This is a genomic window from Cellulomonas sp. Marseille-Q8402 (assembly GCF_965119525.1).
Genome location: NZ_CBCPLX010000002.1, coordinates 1,173,144 through 1,193,654, shown reverse-complemented (window position 1 = coordinate 1,193,654; position 20,511 = coordinate 1,173,144). Strand labels below are relative to the sequence as shown.

Here is a 20,511-nt window from a genome sequence, read left to right as displayed (position 1 = left end):
CGACGTCGCCGAGGTCGTGCGGGACGTCGCACGACCTCGAGAGGACCGCACGACCTCGGCGTCGGGTGTCAGCCCGCGTTCGCCACCAGGCCGACCTCCGCGACGGACGCGAGGCCCGCGTGCTGCGGGACCACCCGGACGCTGTACCCGAACGGGCCCGAGGCGTCGAGCAGCACGTCGCCGGCGAACGCGTACCGGCCGCCCTCGTACGTGTCCGCGAGCGCCAGCGGGTCGACCGTGAAGGCGTGCAGCTCGTCGGACTCCGACACCTTGCCGTGCACGACCTGCACCTCGACGTCCGCGGGCGTGAGGTCCCCGAGCGTCACGTACGCCTTCACGTGCAGCGCGTCGCCGACCTGCGGCACCTCGCCGACGCCGCCCGACTCCACGTGGTCGACGCGGACGTGCTGCCAGCCCGAGCGGACGCGGCTCTTCCAGCCGGCCAGCTCCCGGGCGCCCGTGAACGCCTGGTCCCCCGCGAGCGCCCGGCCCGCCACAGCAGCGGGGGCGTAGAGCCGCTCGACGTAGTCGGCCACCATCCGGGTGGCCTGCACCTTCGGGCCGAGCGTGGCCAGCGTGTGCCGCACCATCTCCAGCCAGCGCAGCGGCAGCCCGCGCTCGTCCCGGTCGTAGAACCGCGGGGCGACCTGGTGCTCGATCAGCTCGTACAGCGCGGCGGCCTCGAGGTCGTCGCGGCGGTCCGGGTCGTCGACGCCGTCGGCGGTCGGGATGGCCCAGCCGTTCTCGCCGTCGTACCACTCGTCCCACCACCCGTCGAGGATGGACAGGTTCAGCCCGCCGTTGAGCGCGGCCTTCATGCCCGACGTGCCGCAGGCCTCGAGCGGCCGCAGCGGGTTGTTCAGCCACACGTCGCAGCCCGGGTAGAGGGTCTGCGCCATCGCGATGTCGTAGTTCGGCAGGAAGACGATGCGGTGCCGGACGCCCTCCGCGTCGGCGAACCGGACCAGCTGCTGGATGAGCCGCTTGCCCTGGTCGTCGGCGGGGTGCGACTTGCCGGCGATGACCAGCTGGACGGGCCGCTCGGGGTGCGTGAGCAGGGCCTTGAGCCGCTCGGGGTCGCGCAGCATCAGCGTGAGGCGCTTGTAGGTCGGCACCCGGCGGGCGAACCCGATGGTCAGCACGTCCGGCGACAGCACGTCGTCGACCCAGCCGAGCTCGGCGGGGCTGGCGCCGCGGCGGGTCCAGGACGCGCGCACGCGCCGCCGGGCGTCGGCGACCAGCTGGGCGCGCATCGTGCGGCGCACGGCCCACAGCTCCTCGTCGGTGATCGCGTCGGTGCGCAGCCAGCCGACGCCCGCGGCGACCTCCTCGCCGGAGAGCCGCTCGGCGGCCAGGTCGCTGAGCCGGCGGTCCACCCAGGTCGGCGAGTGCACGCCGTTGGTCACCGACGTGATCGGGACCTCGACGTCGTCGAACCCCGGCCACAGGCCGCTGAACATGTCGCGGGAGACCTCGCCGTGCAGCAGCGAGACGCCGTTGGCCCGGCCGCCGAGCCGCAGGCCCATCACGGCCATGTTGAACATCAGCGGGTCGCCGCCCGGGTAGTCCTCCGCGCCGAGTGCGAGGACCTGCTCGACCGGGACGCCCTCGGCCTCGTTCGCCCCGCCGAAGTACTGCTGGACCAGGGCGGCCTCGAACCGGTCGATCCCGGCGGGCACGGGGGTGTGCGTCGTGAACACGGTCGCGGCCCGCACCGCCTCCAGCGCCTCCCCGAAGCCCAGGCCGGCACCGCTCACCAGCTCACGGATCCGCTCGACCCCGAGGAACCCGGCGTGCCCCTCGTTGGTGTGGTAGACCTCCGGCACCGGCGCGCCGGTCAGGCGCGACCAGACGCGCAGCGCGCGGACGCCGCCGACGCCGAGCAGCAGCTCCTGCTGCAGCCGGTGCTCGCCGCCGCCGCCGTACAGCCGGTCGGTGACCTTGCGGGCGGCCTCGTCGTTCTCCGGCACGTCCGAGTCGAGCAGCAGCAGCGGCACGCGGCCGACGGTCGCCGTCCAGATGTGCGCGTGCAGGGTGCGGTCGCCGGGCAGCGCGATCGACACCACGGCCGGGGTGCCGTCCTGCTCGCGCACCAGGGTCAGCGGCATGCCGTCCGGGTCCAGCACGGGGTAGGTCTCGACCTGCCAGCCGTCCCGGGTCAGCGACTGCTTGAAGTAGCCGGAGCCGTACATGAGCCCGACCCCGACCACCGGCACGCCCAGGTCGGAGGCGCTCTTCAGGTGGTCGCCGGCGAGGATGCCGAGGCCGCCGGAGTACTGCGGCAGCACCGCGGTCACGCCGAACTCCGGGGAGAAGTACCCGATGGCGGCGGGCAGCGCGGGGTCGGTGGCCTGCCGCTGCTGGTACCAGCGCGGCGCCTCGAGGTACTCGTGCAGGTCGGCCGTCGCGGCGCGGACGGAGGCGACGACGTCGGGGTCGGCGGCCAGCTCGGCCAGCCGCTCGGGGCGCAGGGCGCCGAGCAGCGCGACCGGGTCGCCGCCGACGGCGTCCCACAGCTGCGGGTCGATGCGGGCGAACAGGTCGCGGGTCGGCGCGTGCCAGGACCAGCGGAGGTTGTGCGCGAGCTCGTCGAGGTCGGCGAGCCCGGCGGGGAGCGAGGTGCGGACGGTGAATCGGCGGATGGCTCTCACGCGGACGACAGTACGCACGACCAGGGCGTCGACAACAGCACTTCCGTCCCGGTTCGTGCTGCCGACCGGCGTCCTCGCCGCCGGCGGACCGAGAAGGTGCTCCGCCCGGATGGCTGGCCCCGGCACCAGTGGATAGGTTCGGGACCGTGACGTCGACACCCCCGCCGCGCCAGCCCGCGCCGCGTCGTGCCCGCCCCCGCTCGACCGCCTCCGCCGCGGCCGTCGCACCCACGACGCCCCCGTCGGCGGCCGTGACGGCTGCGACTCCCGGGACGCCCGGGGGGCACGTCCCCATCGGCCGGATCCCGGTCGTGGACGTCTCCCCCGTCGCGGAGGGCGGTCGCTGGCCGGCCAAGGCCGTGGTGGGCGAGGCCGTCCCCGTCCGCGCCACCGTGTTCCGCGAGGGCCACGACGCGTGCGCGGCCACCGCCGTGCTGATCGGCCCGGACGGCGCCGACCGCGCCCGCGCGACGATGGTCGACATCGCCCCCGGCCTGGACCGCCACGAGGCGCACCTGGTGCCCGACGAGCCCGGCACCTGGGGCTTCCGCGTCGAGGGCTGGTCCGACCCGTACGGCACCTGGGCGCACGACGCTCCCCTGAAGGTCGGTGCCGGCGTCGACGTCGAGCTGATGCTGGAGGAGGGTGCCCGGCTGCTCGGCCGCGCCGCCGACCGCACGGCCGACGACGCCGGCGCACCGGTGCCGGAGGCCGACCGGCAGCTGCTGCGCGACGCGGTGACCGCGCTGCGCGACGCGACCCGGCCCGCCGAGGCGCGCCTCGCCGCCGGTCTGTCGGCCGAGGTGCGGGCCGCGCTCGCCGCGCACCCCGTGCGGGAGCTCGTCAGCCCGTCGCCGGTCTACCCGCTGCTGGTCGACCGGCCGCTCGCCCTCACGGGCGCCTGGTACGAGATCTTCCCGCGCTCCATCGGCGCCACGTACGACGACGCGACCGGCACCTGGACCACGGGCACCCTGCGCACCGCCGCCGCGGACCTGCCCCGGATCGCCGGCCTCGGGTTCGACGTCGTCTACCTGACGCCGATCCACCCGATCGGCACCACGCACCGCAAGGGCCGGAACAACACCCTGGACGCACGGCCCGGCGACCCCGGCTCCCCGTACGCGATCGGCTCCCCCGACGGCGGGCACGACGCGATCGAGCCGACGCTCGGCACGTTCGAGGACTTCGACGCGTTCGTGGCCGAGGCCCGCGCGCAGGGCCTGGAGGTGGCGCTGGACCTCGCGCTCCAGTGCTCCCCCGACCACCCGTGGGTCACCGAGCACCCGGAGTGGTTCACCACGCGGCTGGACGGCACGATCGCCTACGCCGAGAACCCGCCCAAGAAGTACCAGGACATCTACCCCCTGAACTTCGACAACGACCCCGAGGGCATCTACGCGGAGATCCGCCGGGTGCTCGAGCTGTGGATCGGCCACGGCGTGACGGCGTTCCGCGTCGACAACCCGCACACCAAGCCGCTGTCGTTCTGGCAGCGGATCCTCGCCGACGTCCGCGCCACGCACCCCGAGGTCGTGTTCCTGTCCGAGGCGTTCACCCGCCCCGCGATGATGCTCAACCTGGCCCGCGTCGGGTTCCACCAGTCGTACACGTACTTCACCTGGCGGAACACCAAGGAGGAGATCGAGGAGTACCTCGCCGAGGTCTCCGGCGAGCAGGGCTCCTGGATGCGGCCGAGCTTCTGGCCGACCACCCACGACATCCTGCCGCCGTACCTGCAGACGGGGGGCACCGCGGGCTTCGCCGTCCGGGCCGTGCTCGCCGCGCTGGGGGCGCCGACGTGGGGCGTCTACTCCGGCTACGAGCTGGTCGAGGACGTGCCCCGGCCCGGCGTCGAGGAGCAGATCGACAACGAGAAGTACGAGTTCAAGCCACGCGACTGGTCGGCCGCGGAGCCGCTCGGCATCGCCCGGCTGCTGCGCTCGCTCAACGAGATCCGGCGCGCGCACCCGGCGCTGCGGCAGCTGCGCAACCTGGCCGTGCACCCGACCAGCGACGGCTCCCTGGTCGCGTTCTCGCGGCACCTGCCCGCGCACCTGTCGCCGACGGGGCAGGACGACACCGTGCTGGTCGTGGTGAACCTCGACCCGCGCAACGCGCACGACGGCGTGGTCGACCTGGACCTCACGGCGCTCGGGCTCGAGCCCGGCGCCCGGTTCGTGGCGCACGACGTGCTCTCCCAGGAGGTCTACGCCTGGGACGACCACCCGTGGGTGCGGCTCGACCCGTACAGCCGCGTCGCGCACGTGGTCGTCGTGGAGCGGGTGTGACCCCGCCGGCGGCCGCGGGCGGGGTGCCGGTGCCGTCCGCCGCGGGAGCGACGTCCGCCGCGCCGCCGACGGGCCAGATCGCCGTCACCGCGCTGCCGCAGCGGCGCCAGCCGCCCGTGCCCGCGCCCGAGGGCGGCGGCCTGCGCGACGACCCGGAGTGGTACCGCACCGCGGTGTTCTACGAGGTGATGATCCGGTCGTTCTCCGACTCCGACGGCTCGGGCAGCGGGGACCTGCGCGGCCTCATCGAGCGGCTCGACTACCTGCAGTGGCTCGGCATCGACTGCCTGTGGCTCCCGCCGTTCTACCCGTCGCCGCTGCGCGACGGCGGGTACGACGTGTCGGACTACACCGCGGTGGCCGCCCAGTACGGCTCGCTGGACGACTTCACCGAGCTGGTCGCCGCCGCCCACGAGCGCGGCATCCGGGTCGTCGTCGACCTCGTCATGAACCACTCCTCGGACCAGCACCCGTGGTTCCAGGCGTCCCGCTCGGACCCCGACGGCCCGTACGGCGACTTCTACGTGTGGAGCGACGACCCGACCCGCTACCAGGACGCGCGGATCATCTTCGTCGACACGGAGACGTCCAACTGGACGTTCGACCCGGTGCGGCGGCAGTACTTCTGGCACCGGTTCTTCAGCCACCAGCCCGACCTGAACTTCGACAACCCGCGGGTGGTCGAGGCGATGCACGACGTGGCGCGGTTCTGGCTGCGGCTCGGCGTCGACGGGTTCCGGCTGGACGCCGTGCCGTACCTGTACGAGCGCGACGGCACCAACTGCGAGAACCTCCCGGAGACCCACCGGTTCCTGCGGGACCTGCGCGCGATGATCGACCGCGAGTTCCCGGGCCGCATCATGCTCGCCGAGGCCAACCAGTGGCCCGAGGACGTCGTGCACTACTTCGGCACCGAGGACGAGCCCGAGTGCCACATGTGCTTCCACTTCCCCGTGATGCCGCGCATCTACTACTCGCTGCGCGACCAGCAGGCGACGTCGATCGTCGACATCCTGGCCGACACGCCGTCGATCCCCGCCGGCGGCCAGTGGAGCACGTTCCTGCGGAACCACGACGAGCTGACGCTCGAGATGGTGTCCACCGAGGAGCGCGCGTCGATGTACGGGTGGTACGCCCCGGACTCCCGGATGCGCGCCAACATCGGCATCCGGCGCCGGCTCGCGCCGCTGCTCGAGGACTCCCGCAAGGAGATCGAGCTCGCGCACGCGCTCCTGCTGTCGCTGCCCGGCAGCCCCTGCCTGTACTACGGCGACGAGATCGGCATGGGCGACAACATCTGGCTGCCCGACCGCGACGCCGTCCGGACGCCGATGCAGTGGACCCCCGACCGGAACTCCGGCTTCTCGACCGCGGACCCCGGCAAGCTCTACCTGCCGGTGATCCAGTCGCTCGTGCACCACTACAACAACGTCAACGTCGAGGCGCAGATCGCCCAGAACACCTCGCTGCTGCACTGGGTGCGGGGCATGCTCGCGGTCCGCCGCCAGCACCCCGCGCTCGGGCTCGGCTCGTTCGACGTCGTCCCCGGCGACAACGACAGCGTCCTGTCGTTCCTGCGCCGGTCCGGCACCGAGACCCTGCTCTGCGTCGCGAACCTCGCCTCCACCGCCCGGGCGACGACGCTCCGGCTCCCGGCGTCCCTGGCCGGCGCGGAGCTGCGCGACGTCTTCGGCGGCGCCCCGTTCCCGCAGGTCGGTCCCGACGGCACCGCCTCGTTCACGCTCGGCTCGCGCGACTTCTACTGGCTGGCGGTGACGACGGCATGACCGACCGACGCGTGGTGCACGAGGACCGCGACGACGCGCTGGCCGCCCTGCTCGCCCCGTGGCTCCCCGGACGCCGCTGGTTCCCCGTCAAGGGCACCGCGGCACGGGTCACGGCGATCGGCGGGCTGACCCTGACCGACCCCGACCCCGACCCGGGCCACGCCGCCGACGTGCGGCTGCTGCTGATCCGGGCGGAGGGCGCCGGGACCGGCGCGGTGCTGCAGGTGCCGCTGGTGCTCGGCGGCCGCGCCGGCGACGACGACCCGACGTCCATCGGCCGCCTGCCCGACGGCACCACGGTGCTCGACGGCGCCGGCCGCCCGGAGTTCGAGCGCGCGTGGCTCGCCGAGGCCGACCGGCCCGCCGGTGCACCCGCAGCCGGCCCCGCGGACACGCTCGGCCCGCCGAAGGTCGTGCCCGGCGAGCAGTCGAACACCTCCGTGATCCTGCCCGGCGCGGGTCCCGACGGCGCCACCGCGATGCTCAAGGTCTTCCGCGGCCTGTCGTCCGGGGACAACCCCGACGTCGACGTGCCGCGCGCGCTCGCCGAGGCCGGCTGGTCGCACGTGCCCCGCCCGCTCGCCTGGCTCGGGGCGGAGTGGCCCGACGGCGACGGCACCGCGCACGGGCACCTCGGCGTGCTCAGCGCATTCGTCCCCGGCGCCCAGGACGGCTTCGAGCTCGCCTGCGACCTGGCACGCACGGGCGCGTCGTTCGCCGACCTGGCGCAGGACCTCGGCGCCGTCGTCGGCCAGATGCACCGGGCGCTCGCCGAGGCCCTGCCCACGGAGGCCGAGCCACCCGCACCGCCGGCGACCGGCGAGGGACGGCACGCCGCCGAGCCCGAGCCGGGCCTGTCCCCCGCGGCGGCCGCCGTCGCCGACGCGCTCGGCGCCCGGTTCGCGTGGGCCCGGGACGCGGTGCCCGAGCTCGACCAGCACGCCGAGGCGGTCGCCGCGCTGGCCGAGCGGACCCGCCTCCTGGCCGAGGTCCCGCCCCGGCAGCGCGTGCACGGCGACCTGCACCTCGGCCAGGTGCTGCGCGGCGACGACACCTGGTACGTCCTCGACTTCGAGGGCGAGCCGCTGGTGCCCGTCGCGCAGCGCACGCGGCCCGACCTCGCCCTGCGCGACGCCGCCGGCATGCTGCGGTCGTTCGACTACGCCGCCGCCGTCGGGGACGCCCCCGGTGCGTGGACCGACGTGGCACGCACCGCGTTCCTCGCCGGGTACTCGGCCGAGACGCCCGACCTGGACCCGGGGACCCGCGCGCACCTGCTGCGCGTGCTCGAGCTCGACAAGGCGCTGTACGAGGCCGTCTACGAGGCCCGGAACCGGCCCACCTGGCTGCCGATCCCGCTGCGGGCGGTGGCGCGGCTCGTCGGCTGATCACGGCCGCCCACCGCCCGCAGATCGTCTGGCTGCGGGAACGGGCCGGTGGTGGTTGGGTAGGGACATGAATCGCCCGGCAGAGACGTCGCCCGCCACCGTGGACCCCGGAACGCTGCACGCCGTCGCCTCCGGCGCGTACCACGACCCGCACGCCGTCCTCGGTGCGCACCTCACCCCGAGCGGCCTGGTGGTCCGGACCCTGCGCCCCCTCGCGGACGCCGTCGTCGTCGTCACCGCCGCGGGCTCGACCCCCGCGGTGCACGAGCAGGACGGCATCTGGGTCGCCCTGCTGCCCGAGACGCAGGTCGTCGACTACCGCCTCGACGTCACCTACGCCGGCCAGACGACGCGCCTGGACGACCCGTACCGCTACCTGCCGACCGTGCAGGAGCTGGACCGGCACCTCATCCGCGAGGGCCGGCACGAGCAGCTGTGGGGCGTGCTCGGCGCGAACGTGCACCGCTACCCGGGCGCGCTCGGGCAGGTCGAGGGCACCGCGTTCGCCGTCTGGGCGCCGAACGCGCGCGCCGTCCGGGTCGTCGGCGACTTCAACCACTGGCAGGGCGCGACCCACGCGATGCGCTCGCTCGGCGAGTCGGGCGTCTGGGAGCTCTTCGTGCCCGGCGTCGTCGCCGGCGCCCGGTACAAGTTCGAGATCCTCGGGCCCGACGGCGGCTGGCGGCAGAAGGCCGACCCGCTCGCCAAGGGCACCGAGGTCCCGCCGGCGACGGCCTCCGTCGTCGTCGAGTCCGTGTTCCAGTGGGGCGACGACGAGTGGATCGAGCAGCGCCGGTCGCACGACCCGCACGCCGGCCCGATGAGCATCTACGAGGTGCACCTCGGCTCGTGGCGGCAGGGCCTCTCCTACCGCGACCTCGCCGCCCAGCTCACCGAGTACGTGCTGGAGATGGGCTTCACCCACGTCGAGCTGCTGCCCGTGGCCGAGCACCCGTTCGGCGGCTCCTGGGGCTACCAGGTGACCTCGTACTTCGCGCCGACCTCCCGGTTCGGGCACCCCGACGACTTCCGGTACCTGGTCGACACCCTGCACCGGGCCGGCATCGGCGTGCTGCTCGACTGGGTGCCCGCGCACTTCCCCAAGGACGAGTGGGCGCTCGCCCGGTTCGACGGCACCCCGCTCTACGAGCACCCGGACCCGATGCGCGGCGAGCAGATGGACTGGGGCACCTACGTCTTCGACTTCGGCCGCAACGAGGTGCGCAACTTCCTCGTCGCGAACGCCACCTACTGGCTCGAGGAGTTCCACGCCGACGGCCTGCGGGTCGACGCCGTCGCGTCGATGCTCTACCTCGACTACTCCCGCGAGCCCGGGCAGTGGCGCCCCAACGCGCACGGAGGGCGGGAGAACCTCGAGGCGATCTCGTTCCTCCAGGAGGCCAACGCCACGGCCTACCGCCGGACTCCCGGCGTCATGATGATCGCCGAGGAGTCGACCGCGTGGCCCGGCGTCACCACCCCGACCAGCGGCGGCGGCCTCGGCTTCGGCCTCAAGTGGAACATGGGCTGGATGAACGACACCCTCCGCTACCTCGCGGAGCTGCCGATCAACCGCCGCTACCACCACCACGAGGCGACGTTCTCGCTGGTGTACGCCTTCTCCGAGCAGTTCGTGCTGCCGATCAGCCACGACGAGGTCGTGCACGGCAAGGGTTCGCTCATGCGCAAGATGCCCGGCGACGACTGGCAGCAGCGCGCCGGCGTCCGGGCCCTGCTCGGCTACCAGTGGTCGCACCCCGGCAAGCAGCTGCTGTTCATGGGCTCCGAGTTCGCCCAGGGCACCGAGTGGGCCGAGTCCCGGTCGCTCGACTGGTACCTGCTGGACCACGAGCCGCACCGCGGCGTCCAGCGCGCCGTGCGCGACCTCAACCGGTTCTACCGGTCGCACTCCGCCATGTGGGCGCTCGACCACAGCCCGCAGGGCTTCGAGTGGATCGACGCCAACGACGCCGACCGCAACGTGCTCGCCTACCTCCGGCGCGACGACCGCGGCAACGTCGTCGCGGTCGTCGTCAACTTCTCCGGCGTCCCGCACGAGAACTACCGCCTCGCGCTCCCCCAGGGCGGCACGTGGCTCGAGGCCGTCAACACCGACGCCGAGGAGTACGGCGGCTCGGGTGTCGGCAACCTCGGCCGGGTCGAGGCGCGACCCGAGCCCCACCACGGCCGCGCGTTCTCCGCGACCGTGCGGGTCCCCCCGCTCGGCGTCCTGTACTTCGTCCCGGCCTGACGCCGGACGCGGCCCGGGCGGCAGCGGCCCGGGCGGCAGCGGCCCGCTGCACCGCGAGCCACCAGGGGGTGGCGCCCACCCGGGCGCCACCCCCTTCCGCGCGCCGGCTCCCGGTCCAGGTGACCGCTTCCCGACGTGGACACCGGCGACACCGCGCACAGCGCGGACGCGTGCCCGCGCCCCCCTCAGCTACGGGCAGCGGGGACGCCTCCGAGCCATCGCGTTCCGGCTCACGCCATCCCGTCACGTGGGGCTGCCGCCGACATCGGTCTGCGCCGCTGGCAGATCCACCGACACCGGTGGTGCGCGTCGAGATCGCTGGTCTGCGCCGAGATCGCTGGCTGCACGTGCCGATATCGACGCGAACCACCGGCCTCAGGAAGCCGTCGTGGGGCGACGGGCTCGCCGGGGAGCGCCGATCCGGACGGCCGTCGCACGCGTGGGTGCGTGCCACGTCGTCGTCGTACGTCACGTCCGCTCGCACGCCGGGTTTCCGTGGCCGGGCGGGCCCCGGGCCCGGGCTCGAGCGGGTCCGAACCCGCTGGGGCTCGGGACGGGTTCGGGTCGGGCTCGGCCTCGTGCATTGTCCGGGAACGACGAAGAGCCACCCCTCGCGGGGTGGCTCTTCGTGAATGATGTTCCGGCGGCGTCCTACTCTCCCACACCCTGGCGAGTGCAGTACCATCGGCGCTGAAGGGCTTAGCTTCCGGGTTCGGAATGGGACCGGGCGTTTCCCCTTCGCTATGACCGCCGTAACTCTGTCGAACTGTCAAGCACACGGGCCTGCACCGGTGTGGGTGCAGGGGTGCTCGTGGTTCGGGAACCGCACAGTGGACGCGTAGCAACAAAAAGTGTTGTGGTGAAGTTGTCGGCTTATTAGTACCGGTCAGCTGCGGCAGTCTTGCGTCCTGCCTTCCACATCCGGCCTATCTACCCGGTGGTCTAGCCGGGAGCCTCTCACCCCTCGAGGGGGCGTGGAAACCTCATCTTGAAGCAGGCTTCCCGCTTAGATGCTTTCAGCGGTTATCCCTTCCGAACGTAGCCAACCAGCCGTGCTCCTGGCGGAACAACTGGCACACCAGAGGTTCGTCCGTCCCGGTCCTCTCGTACTAGGGACAGCCCTTCTCAAGTTTCCTGCGCGCGCAGCGGATAGGGACCGAACTGTCTCACGACGTTCTAAACCCAGCTCGCGTACCGCTTTAATGGGCGAACAGCCCAACCCTTGGGACCTACTCCAGCCCCAGGATGCGACGAGCCGACATCGAGGTGCCAAACCATGCCGTCGATATGGACTCTTGGGCAAGATCAGCCTGTTATCCCCGGGGTACCTTTTATCCGTTGAGCGACGGCGCTTCCACAAGCCACCGCCGGATCACTAGTTCCGACTTTCGTCCCTGCTCGACCTGTCAGTCTCACAGTCAAGCTCCCTTGTGCACTTGCACTCGCCACCTGATTGCCAACCAGGCTGAGGGAACCTTTGAGCGCCTCCGTTACATTTTAGGAGGCAACCGCCCCAGTTAAACTACCCATCAGGCACTGTCCCTGATCCGGATCACGGACCGAGGTTAGATATCCAGAGCGACCAGAGTGGTATTTCAACGTTGACTCCACCGACACTGGCGTGCCGGCTTCACAGTCTCCCACCTATCCTACACAAGCCGCACCGAACACCAATACCAAACTATAGTAAAGGTCCCGGGGTCTTTCCGTCCTGCTGCGCGTAACGAGCATCTTTACTCGTAGTGCAATTTCGCCGAGTTCGCGGTTGAGACAGCGGAGAAGTCGTTACGCCATTCGTGCAGGTCGGAACTTACCCGACAAGGAATTTCGCTACCTTAGGATGGTTATAGTTACCACCGCCGTTTACTGGGGCTTAAATTCTGAGCTTCGCCTTGCGGCTGACCCGTCCTCTTAACCTTCCAGCACCGGGCAGGCGTCAGTCCGTATACATCGTCTTGCGACTTCGCACGGACCTGTGTTTTTAGTAAACAGTCGCTTCTCCCTGGTCTCTGCGGCCCTCCACGCTTCCCGGGCAAGCCGGTACACGCTTCAGGCCCCCCTTCTCCCGAAGTTACGGGGGCATTTTGCCGAGTTCCTTAACCACGATTCTCTCGATCGCCTTGGTATTCTCTACCTGACCACCTGAGTCGGTTTAGGGTACGGGCGGCTAGAACCTCGCGTCGAAGCTTTTCTCGGCAGCATAGGATCACCCAATCATCCAGCATACGCTGTCACCATCGGTTCTCAGGCTATGTGAGTGGCGGATTTGCCTACCACTCGCCCTACGGCCTTGGACGTGGACTACCATCGCCACGCTGGGCTACCTTCCTGCGTCACTCCTGTTAATACGCTTACCTACTACCGGATCGGGTCACGCGCTCCCCGCCGCGGTGACTCCCGAAGGAGTCGGTGCGGCGGCTCGGGCGTTTAGCATCACCGGGCTCGGTATGGGCGGTTCTTCGCCGGTACGGGAATATCAACCCGTTGTCCATCGACTACGCCTGTCGGCCTCGCCTTAGGTCCCGACTTACCCAGGGCGGATTAGCCTGGCCCTGGAACCCTTGGTCATTCGGCGGACGGGTTTCTCACCCGTCATTCGCTACTCATGCCTGCATTCTCACTCGTGTGGCGTCCACCACTGGGTTACCCCGCAGCTTCACCCGCCACACGACGCTCCCCTACCCATCCACACGGCTGGACCACGAAGGCCTGCCTGAAATGTGAATGCCACAGCTTCGGCGGTATACTTGAGCCCCGCTACATTGTCGGCGCGGAATCACTTGACCAGTGAGCTATTACGCACTCTTTCAAGGGTGGCTGCTTCTAAGCCAACCTCCTGGTTGTCTGTGCAACTCCACATCCTTTCCCACTTAGCATACGCTTAGGGGCCTTAGCTGGTGGTCTGGGCTGTTTCCCTCTCGACTACGGAGCTTATCCCCCGCAGTCTCACTGCCACGCTCTCACTTACCGGCATTCGGAGTTTGGCTAACGTCAGTAACCTGGTGGGGCCCATCGGCTATCCAGTAGCTCTACCTCCGGCAAGAAACACGTGACGCTGCACCTAAATGCATTTCGGGGAGAACCAGCTATCACGAAGTTTGATTGGCCTTTCACCCCTAACCACAGGTCATCCCCCCGGTTTTCAACCCAGGTGGGTTCGGTCCTCCACGCGGTCTTACCCGCGCTTCAACCTGCCCATGGCTAGATCACTTCGCTTCGGGTCTAGAGCACGCGACTGTATCGCCCTATTCGGACTCGCTTTCGCTACGGCTTCCCCACACGGGTTAACCTCGCCACGTACCACTAACTCGCAGGCTCATTCTTCAAAAGGCACGCCGTCACCCCTGCTAGGGAGGCTCCGACGGATTGTAGGCACACGGTTTCAGGTACTATTTCACTCCCCTCCCGGGGTACTTTTCACCTTTCCCTCACGGTACTTGTCCGCTATCGGTCACTAGGTAGTATTTAGGCTTAGCAAGTGGTCTTGCCAGATTCACACGGGATTTCTCGGGCCCCGTGCTACTTGGGATCCCCTTCGGGAGGCCACGTCATTTCGTCTACGGGGGTACCACCCTCTGTGCCGGGCCTTTCAATGCCCTTCGACTATAACGCGGCTTTCTGACTCCCTGACGACTCGGCAGAATCATCTGAAAGGTCCCACAACCCCGTACACGCAACGCCTGCCGGCTTGACACGCATACGGTTTGGCCTGATCCGCTTTCGCTCGCCACTACTCACGGAATATCTCTTCCTGCCGGTACTGAGATGTTTCACTTCCCGGCGTTCCCTCCACACACCCTATATATTCAGGTGCGGGTCACACGACATGACTCGTGCGGGGTTTCCCCATTCGGACATCCTCGGATCACGGTTCGTTTGCCAACTCCCCGAGGCTTATCGCAGGCTACAACGTCCTTCTTCGGCTCCTAGTGCCAAGGCATCCACCCTGTGCCCTTAAAAACTTGACCACAAAGACATTACTTTAAAAGATGCTCGCGTCCACTGTGCAGTTCTCAAACAACGAACGATCCCCGAGTCTCGCGCCGGCGCCTACCCACCATCACAGCAGTGAGCGGTTCGACCGACCGACCGGGCCCGTCATGAAGCAACACCCCCAAAGCGGGCTGTTCCCTCAGGACCCAACAGCGTGCCCAGGCGACCCAGCGAGATCAGCGGTGCGAGGTTCCGACCACCCGAAGGCGGAGTACTGACGCGATGCCGACCCCACGAGGAGTCGCCGTAGTTGATGTTCCACCCGTGAGCACCACCCCGAACGCGTACGGTCCGGGCCTGGTCTCTGCACACCCACACACGAAGCGCAGGTGCCAGAAGCTCCTTAGAAAGGAGGTGATCCAGCCGCACCTTCCGGTACGGCTACCTTGTTACGACTTAGTCCCAATCGCCAGTCCCACCTTCGACGGCTCCCCCCACAAGGGTTGGGCCACCGGCTTCGGGTGTTACCGACTTTCGTGACTTGACGGGCGGTGTGTACAAGGCCCGGGAACGTATTCACCGCAGCGTTGCTGATCTGCGATTACTAGCGACTCCGACTTCATGGGGTCGAGTTGCAGACCCCAATCCGAACTGAGACCGGCTTTTTGGGATTCGCTCCACCTCGCGGTATCGCAGCCCTTTGTACCGGCCATTGTAGCATGCGTGAAGCCCAAGACATAAGGGGCATGATGATTTGACGTCATCCCCACCTTCCTCCGAGTTGACCCCGGCAGTCTCCTATGAGTCCCCGGCATGACCCGCTGGCAACATAGGACGAGGGTTGCGCTCGTTGCGGGACTTAACCCAACATCTCACGACACGAGCTGACGACAACCATGCACCACCTGTACACCGACCTTGCGGGGCAACCATCTCTGGAAGTTTCCGGTGTATGTCAAGCCTTGGTAAGGTTCTTCGCGTTGCATCGAATTAATCCGCATGCTCCGCCGCTTGTGCGGGCCCCCGTCAATTTCTTTGAGTTTTAGCCTTGCGGCCGTACTCCCCAGGCGGGGCACTTAATGCGTTTGCTGCGGCACGGAACTCGTGGAATGAGCCCCACACCTAGTGCCCAACGTTTACGGCATGGACTACCAGGGTATCTAATCCTGTTCGCTCCCCATGCTTTCGCTCCTCAGCGTCAGTTGCGGCCCAGTGACCTGCCTTCGCCATCGGTGTTCCTCCTGATATCTGCGCATTCCACCGCTACACCAGGAATTCCAGTCACCCCTACCGCACTCTAGTCTGCCCGTACCCACTGCAAGCCCGAGGTTGAGCCTCGAGTTTTCACAGCAGACGCGACAAACCGCCTACGAGCTCTTTACGCCCAATAATTCCGGACAACGCTTGCGCCCTACGTATTACCGCGGCTGCTGGCACGTAGTTAGCCGGCGCTTCTTCTGCAGGTACCGTCACTTGCGCTTCTTCCCTGCTGAAAGAGGTTTACAACCCGAAGGCCTTCATCCCTCACGCGGCGTCGCTGCATCAGGCTTGCGCCCATTGTGCAATATTCCCCACTGCTGCCTCCCGTAGGAGTCTGGGCCGTGTCTCAGTCCCAGTGTGGCCGGTCGCCCTCTCAGGCCGGCTACCCGTCGTCGCCTTGGTAGGCCTTTACCCCACCAACAAGCTGATAGGCCGCGAGTCCATCCCTGACCGATAAATCTTTCCAGACGCTTCAGATGCCCGAGCGTCTCGTATCCGGTATTAGACCTCGTTTCCAAGGCTTATCCCAGAGTCAGGGGCAGGTTACTCACGTGTTACTCACCCGTTCGCCACTGATCCACCCAGCAAGCTGGGCTTCACCGTTCGACTTGCATGTGTTAAGCACGCCGCCAGCGTTCGTCCTGAGCCAGAATCAAACTCTCCGTTAATGTCTACATGGCAACCACCACCCGAAGGCGGCGATCCACCGACACACGAGACGACCACCCCCACGCTGACGAAGGGATGATCAGTTCAAAATGGCTGTGCGGGCCGACCCAGACGGAGCAGGGCCGAACCCACGACACCAACAAAGCACACCAACTACGAACCACCACCCCGAACGAGGCGACGACCCGAGCCGATGCACCGATATGGCATCAACTACTTAGGCACACTGTTGAGTTCTCAAAGAACAGACGCGCATCCCCCACTCACCCTTGCGGGCTCCTGGCCGGAGGCAACCGTTCAAACTTATCTGATCCGACCCGGCCCGTCAAGTCCGTGTGGACTCTCCCGACCTTCTGGACCGCCCTCGGCGCGACCGTCCACGGGCGCATGTGTCCCGTGATGTCCGAACCGAGGGGGTGGTCTCCCGCGGGACTGGCCACCGGGTGCGATCCCTGGTGTCCGTTCCTCCCTGCCGGGCGACGGAGAGGAACATTACGCAGCACGCTCGCGGAGCGTCAACTCCGGCGGGGGTGACGGCGGTCACCCGCATGATCACGCGGATCTCCGCCGGTTCCGGCCGCTCCTGGACGGCGGAAGGCCCGCCCGACCTCGACGGTCGGACGGGCCCCTTCCCCGCGCACGGTGCCGGCGGGCGCGACCCGCGCTCAGTACAGCGCGCTGGCGAGGGCCCGGCGGGCGGCGACCACCCGCGGGTCCTCCGTGCCGACGACCTCGAACAGCTCCACGAGGCGCACGCGCACCCGCTCGCGGTCGGGCCCCGCGACGGACCGCACGGTGTCGACGAGTCGCACGAACGCGTCCTCGACCTGACCCCCGAGCACATCGACGTCCGCGACCGCCAGCTGGGCGTCGACGTCCCGCGGGTCGTCCGCCGCGGCCTTGCGCACCGCGGCGAGGTCGACGTCCCGGGTCCGGGTGAGGAGACCGACCTGCGCGAGACCGGCCCGGGCCATGTCGTCGCGCGGGTTCTCCTTGAGCGCCTGCTCGTACGCCGCGGCGGCCGCGGGCAGGTCGTCGCGCTCGATGGCGTCGTAGGCCTCCTGGTGCAGCGGGGGCAGCGGCGGCTCCTCCGGCTCCGCGGGGGCGGGCTCCCCGTCCTCGCGCGGTTCGACCGTCCCGGTGATGCCGTTGGTCGCGGCCGCCTCGAGCACCTGCTCCAGCACGCCGCGGACCTGGTCCACCGGGGGCGCTCCCTGGAACAGCGGGAGCGGCTGGCCCGCCAGGACGGCGACGACCGCCGGCACCGACTGCGTCTGGAACGCCGCGGCCACCTGCGGGTTGGCCTCCGAGTCGATGCGGGCCAGGAGCAGCCGGCCCGCGTACTGGTCGGCCAGCGTGCCGAGGTCCCGGGCGAGGTTGATGCTCGTCTCGCTCCACGACGCCCACAGCAGCACCACGACGGGGTGCTGCGTCGACGACTGCACGAGCTCCGCGAAGCCCTCCGTGTCGACGTCGACCGTGTAGGGCCCGGGGGCCGGCAGCCCGCCGGGGGTGCCGGGCGCCGGGGTGGCCGGGCGCCCGAGCCCGGAGAGGTCGACCGCGCCGCGCACGTCGAGGCGCGGCTGGTGCGCCGGGTTCTGGCTCATGCTGCTGTGCTCCTGCTCTCGTGTCGTCCCACGATCTCACTCACCCGTGACCGACGTGCGCGCGTGCTCGGCCGCCAGGACGCTGACCTGCTCCGCGCCACCCGCGGGCGGCACGTACAGCGCTACCACGTCGGTCCACGTCCGCACCAGGTTGCTCGTCACGCTGCCCTTGCCGGCCAGCGCCGCGTCGAACGGGTCGTTCAGGGTGATGCTGCCCTGGCTGAGCGTCACGGTGGTCACCGTGCTCAGCCGGCCGACGACGATCGCGCCGCCGTCCGCCGTCCGCAGCGCCGTCACGGAGCCGTCGACCGGCGCGGTCGTCTCCGCGACCGTCGCCACGGCCTGGAGGCTCGCCACGGTCTGGTTCCGCGCCTCGGTGATCGCGGTCCGGAAGAAGTCCGGCGGGAAGGTCGCGGCGGCGGCGGACGCGTCGCCGTTGGTCAGCACGTCCGCGTACTGGGCGATCGCCTCGGTCGGCGGGAGCAGCAGCGAGGTGTCGTCGGGGGCCACCGGCTCGCTGCCGATCGCCGGGTCCGCCGTCGCCGGCATCTGCACCGACGGACCGAGCCGTGCCCAGCTCCACAGCCGGTACGGCTCGCGCGGGCCGTCCTGCTGGAGCACGAGGAGCAGCGGCGCCTGCAGGTCCGCGGGCTGCTCGGTGACCACCATCTGGGTGCGGGGCCAGGTGTCGGTGTCCGGGACGATCGTCGTCTGCGCCGTCATCGGCAGCGACACGGGCGGCCGCTCGCCGTTGGTCGCCGTGGCACGCACGTACTCCGCGGTGCGGATGTCCAGGGCGGGGCCGCTGAGCCGCGCCGGCAGCCCGGCGGCGTCGAGCGCGGCGTCGCCCGTCGCGAGGACCTCGCCCACCTGGTCCAGGACGCTCGTCGACTGGGCCACGGTCAGCGCCGGGGGCGGGACCGCGGGGGCGGCGTCCGGTGTCGGCTGCGGGACCGGGTTCGCGCAGGCGGCGAGGCCGAGCAGGGCGACCGTCGCGACGGCCGTCCGCGCGAGCCCGGGGCGACGGAGCCGGCGGGCTCCGGAGGTGCGGGGGCTCATCGGTCGTCCTTCCTGCTCTGCGTGTCGTCCTCCGGTGCGGCATCGCCCTCCCGGCCGGTGCCTCCGCCCTCGTCGGACGGGAAGCCCCACATCCGGCGCCAGGCGTCGGCGCGCTGCGCGCGGGCCGCCGGGTCGTCCTCGGACCCCGGGCGTGCGGGAGTCGGGGCCGGGGGCGCCGACGCGGCCGGGGTGGGCCGGGCGACAGGAGCCGGTGCGACGGGGGCCGGTGCGGCAGGGGCCGTCGGTCCGGCCGGCGCAGCGGGGCGCGCGGCCGGCGCCGGCGTCGGGGACCACGAGGTCGTCGTGCCCGACGGGGTCGGCGCGGCCGGTGCCGCGGGCGCGTCCGCGGTCGACGGCGTCGTCCCGTCCGCCGGCCGCTCGGTCGTGCCCTTGCGCCACGGGAGGCGGGCACCGAGGCCGCGGCGCGGCGGGGACGGCTGGTCGGGCTCGGGCGCGGGCTCGGGCCCCGACACCGGGGCGGCCGGCGTCGGCGCCGTGGGTGTCGGCGCGGCCGGCTCGACCACCGGCGTCGCCCCGGTGACAGCCGGCTCGACCACCGGCGTCGCCCCGGTGACGGCGGGGACCGACCCGGTCGGGGTGCGGCGGCCCCGGCGACGCTCCGCGGCAGCGGCGGCCGCCGCAGCGGCCTCGGCCTCGCGGATCTGCCGCCGGGTCGGCTGGCTCACGCCGACCGTGCCGACGGGGATGGCCCCGGTGGGGTGGCCCGAGGTCGGCTGCGGCTCGCCCGCGGGAGCGGCGCCCGCCGGAACCGGCGCCGTCGTGCCGGCCGGTGCCGGGATCGTGGCGAACGTCCCCGTCGTCACCGGGTGCCAGCCGGCGTCGGGTCCCTCACGGCGCGCGCGCAGGATCCGGACCAGCAGGATCGCGGCGACGGCGAGGAGCAGGACGCCGAGCGCCACCCCCGGCCAGAGCCACGGGGTCGTGACCGTCTGGGGCCAGGACAGGTCCAGCGTCGGGGCGGTGTCGCCCAGGCTCACCGCGATCAGCGACCAGCGGCCGTCCTGCGCGGGCCAGTCGAGCGTCGCGGAGCCGTCCCCGCCGACCTCCAGGACCCACATGTCGGACCCGGTCGGGTCGGCGGCCCGGACCGCGGACGCCTCGGGCTCGCCGCTCGCGGAGGGCGACGGCGTCGCCGCGGCGTCGGCGGGAGCCTCGGTGGTCGGAGCCGCCGTGGGCGCCGCCTCGGGCTCGACGGCCGTCGTCGCCAGCGTGTGCCAGTCCGACAGGCCCGTCACGCGCTCGTACGGGTCGTCGCCGACCCAGGCGGTGACGTCGGTGTCGCGGCCGACCGCGAGCACCACGGGTGAGCCCTCGGCACGGACGGTCACCGTGACCGGGTCCCCGGCGAGCTCGAGCACGCCGGGGTCGGTGACGAGGGTCCGGACGTCGCCCCCGGGGGCGGCGGTGGCGACCAGGGGGTCGTCGGCCCGCCACACCGTGGCCGAGGCGACGCCGAGGCCGATGGCCGCGATGCCGAGCACCCCCAGGAGGGCGGCGATCAGTCGCTGGAGCACGCAGTTTCCTCTCGAACGTGACGACCCAGGATAGGGGGGCCACCTCGGGGTCCGGGCAAATCGGGCGGCCGACGGGCGGC

The 20,511-nt window shown here is 70.5% G+C and carries 8 protein-coding genes and 3 rRNA genes; 4 read left to right on the top strand and 7 right to left on the bottom strand.

The window, feature by feature from the left end; all coding sequences use genetic code 11:
- Positions 1-68 precede the first annotated feature (68 nt).
- The gene (gene glgP, locus ACWPWW_RS16390) at positions 69-2,651 is read right to left on the bottom strand and encodes an alpha-glucan family phosphorylase (RefSeq protein ID WP_454051394.1); all 2,583 of its coding nucleotides are present in this window, start codon (positions 2,649-2,651) and stop codon (positions 69-71) included.
- A gap of 251 nt (positions 2,652-2,902) precedes the next feature.
- Here glgP and ACWPWW_RS16385 point away from each other — a divergent pair, with 251 nt between their 5' ends.
- The 4 genes from ACWPWW_RS16385 (at position 2,903) to glgB (ending at position 10,368) form a co-directional block, all read left to right on the top strand.
- Positions 2,903-4,942 carry a maltotransferase domain-containing protein gene (locus tag ACWPWW_RS16385; RefSeq protein ID WP_454051852.1) on the top strand — a complete coding sequence of 680 codons (2,040 nt, stop codon included), beginning with the start codon at positions 2,903-2,905 and terminating at the stop codon, positions 4,940-4,942.
- A 23-nt stretch (positions 4,943-4,965) separates the two neighbouring features.
- Entirely contained in the window at positions 4,966-6,729 is a 1,764-nt protein-coding gene (treS, locus tag ACWPWW_RS16380) for a maltose alpha-D-glucosyltransferase (protein WP_454051851.1), read from the top strand.
- The gene (locus tag ACWPWW_RS16375) at positions 6,726-8,117 is read left to right on the top strand and encodes a maltokinase N-terminal cap-like domain-containing protein (protein WP_454051393.1); all 1,392 of its coding nucleotides are present in this window, start codon (positions 6,726-6,728) and stop codon (positions 8,115-8,117) included. The genes treS and ACWPWW_RS16375 overlap by 4 nt, the downstream gene beginning before the upstream one ends.
- Before the next feature lie 67 nt (positions 8,118-8,184).
- Positions 8,185-10,368, top strand: a complete 2,184-nt coding sequence (gene glgB / locus ACWPWW_RS16370) for a 1,4-alpha-glucan branching protein GlgB (RefSeq protein WP_454051392.1) — start codon at positions 8,185-8,187, stop codon at positions 10,366-10,368.
- 638 nt (positions 10,369-11,006) lie between these two features.
- Here glgB and rrf read toward each other — a convergent pair.
- From rrf to ACWPWW_RS16340, 6 genes are all read right to left on the bottom strand, one after another.
- Positions 11,007-11,123 (bottom strand): 5S ribosomal RNA (rrf, locus tag ACWPWW_RS16365).
- A 101-nt stretch (positions 11,124-11,224) separates the two neighbouring features.
- Positions 11,225-14,336 (bottom strand): 23S ribosomal RNA (locus tag ACWPWW_RS16360).
- Between the two features lie 372 nt (positions 14,337-14,708).
- A 16S ribosomal RNA gene (locus tag ACWPWW_RS16355) occupies positions 14,709-16,229 on the bottom strand.
- The 16S, 23S and 5S rRNA genes sit together here, the layout of an rRNA operon.
- 666 nt (positions 16,230-16,895) lie before the next feature.
- Positions 16,896-17,837: a co-chaperone YbbN gene (locus tag ACWPWW_RS16350; protein WP_454051391.1), complete on the bottom strand. Its 942-nt coding sequence runs from the start codon at positions 17,835-17,837 to the stop codon at positions 16,896-16,898.
- A 36-nt stretch (positions 17,838-17,873) separates the two neighbouring features.
- Positions 17,874-18,896 carry a hypothetical protein gene (locus ACWPWW_RS16345; protein ID WP_454051390.1) on the bottom strand — a complete coding sequence of 341 codons (1,023 nt, stop codon included), beginning with the start codon at positions 18,894-18,896 and terminating at the stop codon, positions 17,874-17,876.
- Positions 18,893-20,431 (bottom strand): hypothetical protein, encoded by a 1,539-nt coding sequence (locus ACWPWW_RS16340; RefSeq protein WP_454051389.1) that lies wholly within the window; start codon positions 20,429-20,431, stop codon positions 18,893-18,895. Before ACWPWW_RS16340 ends, ACWPWW_RS16345 begins: the two co-directional genes overlap by 4 nt.
- Between the last annotated feature and the right edge of the window lie 80 nt (positions 20,432-20,511).

Excerpts from the sequence above, each read along its gene's own strand:
- ACWPWW_RS16345 (WP_454051390.1), bottom strand. The coding sequence starts at position 18,896 with ATGAGCCCCCGCACCTCCGGAGCCCGCCGGCTCCGTCGCCCCGGGCTC.
- ACWPWW_RS16350 (WP_454051391.1), bottom strand. The coding sequence starts at position 17,837 with ATGAGCCAGAACCCGGCGCACCAGCCGCGCCTCGACGTGCGCGGCGCG.
- ACWPWW_RS16375 (WP_454051393.1), top strand. The coding sequence starts at position 6,726 with ATGACCGACCGACGCGTGGTGCACGAGGACCGCGACGACGCGCTGGCC.
- glgB (WP_454051392.1), top strand. The coding sequence starts at position 8,185 with ATGAATCGCCCGGCAGAGACGTCGCCCGCCACCGTGGACCCCGGAACG.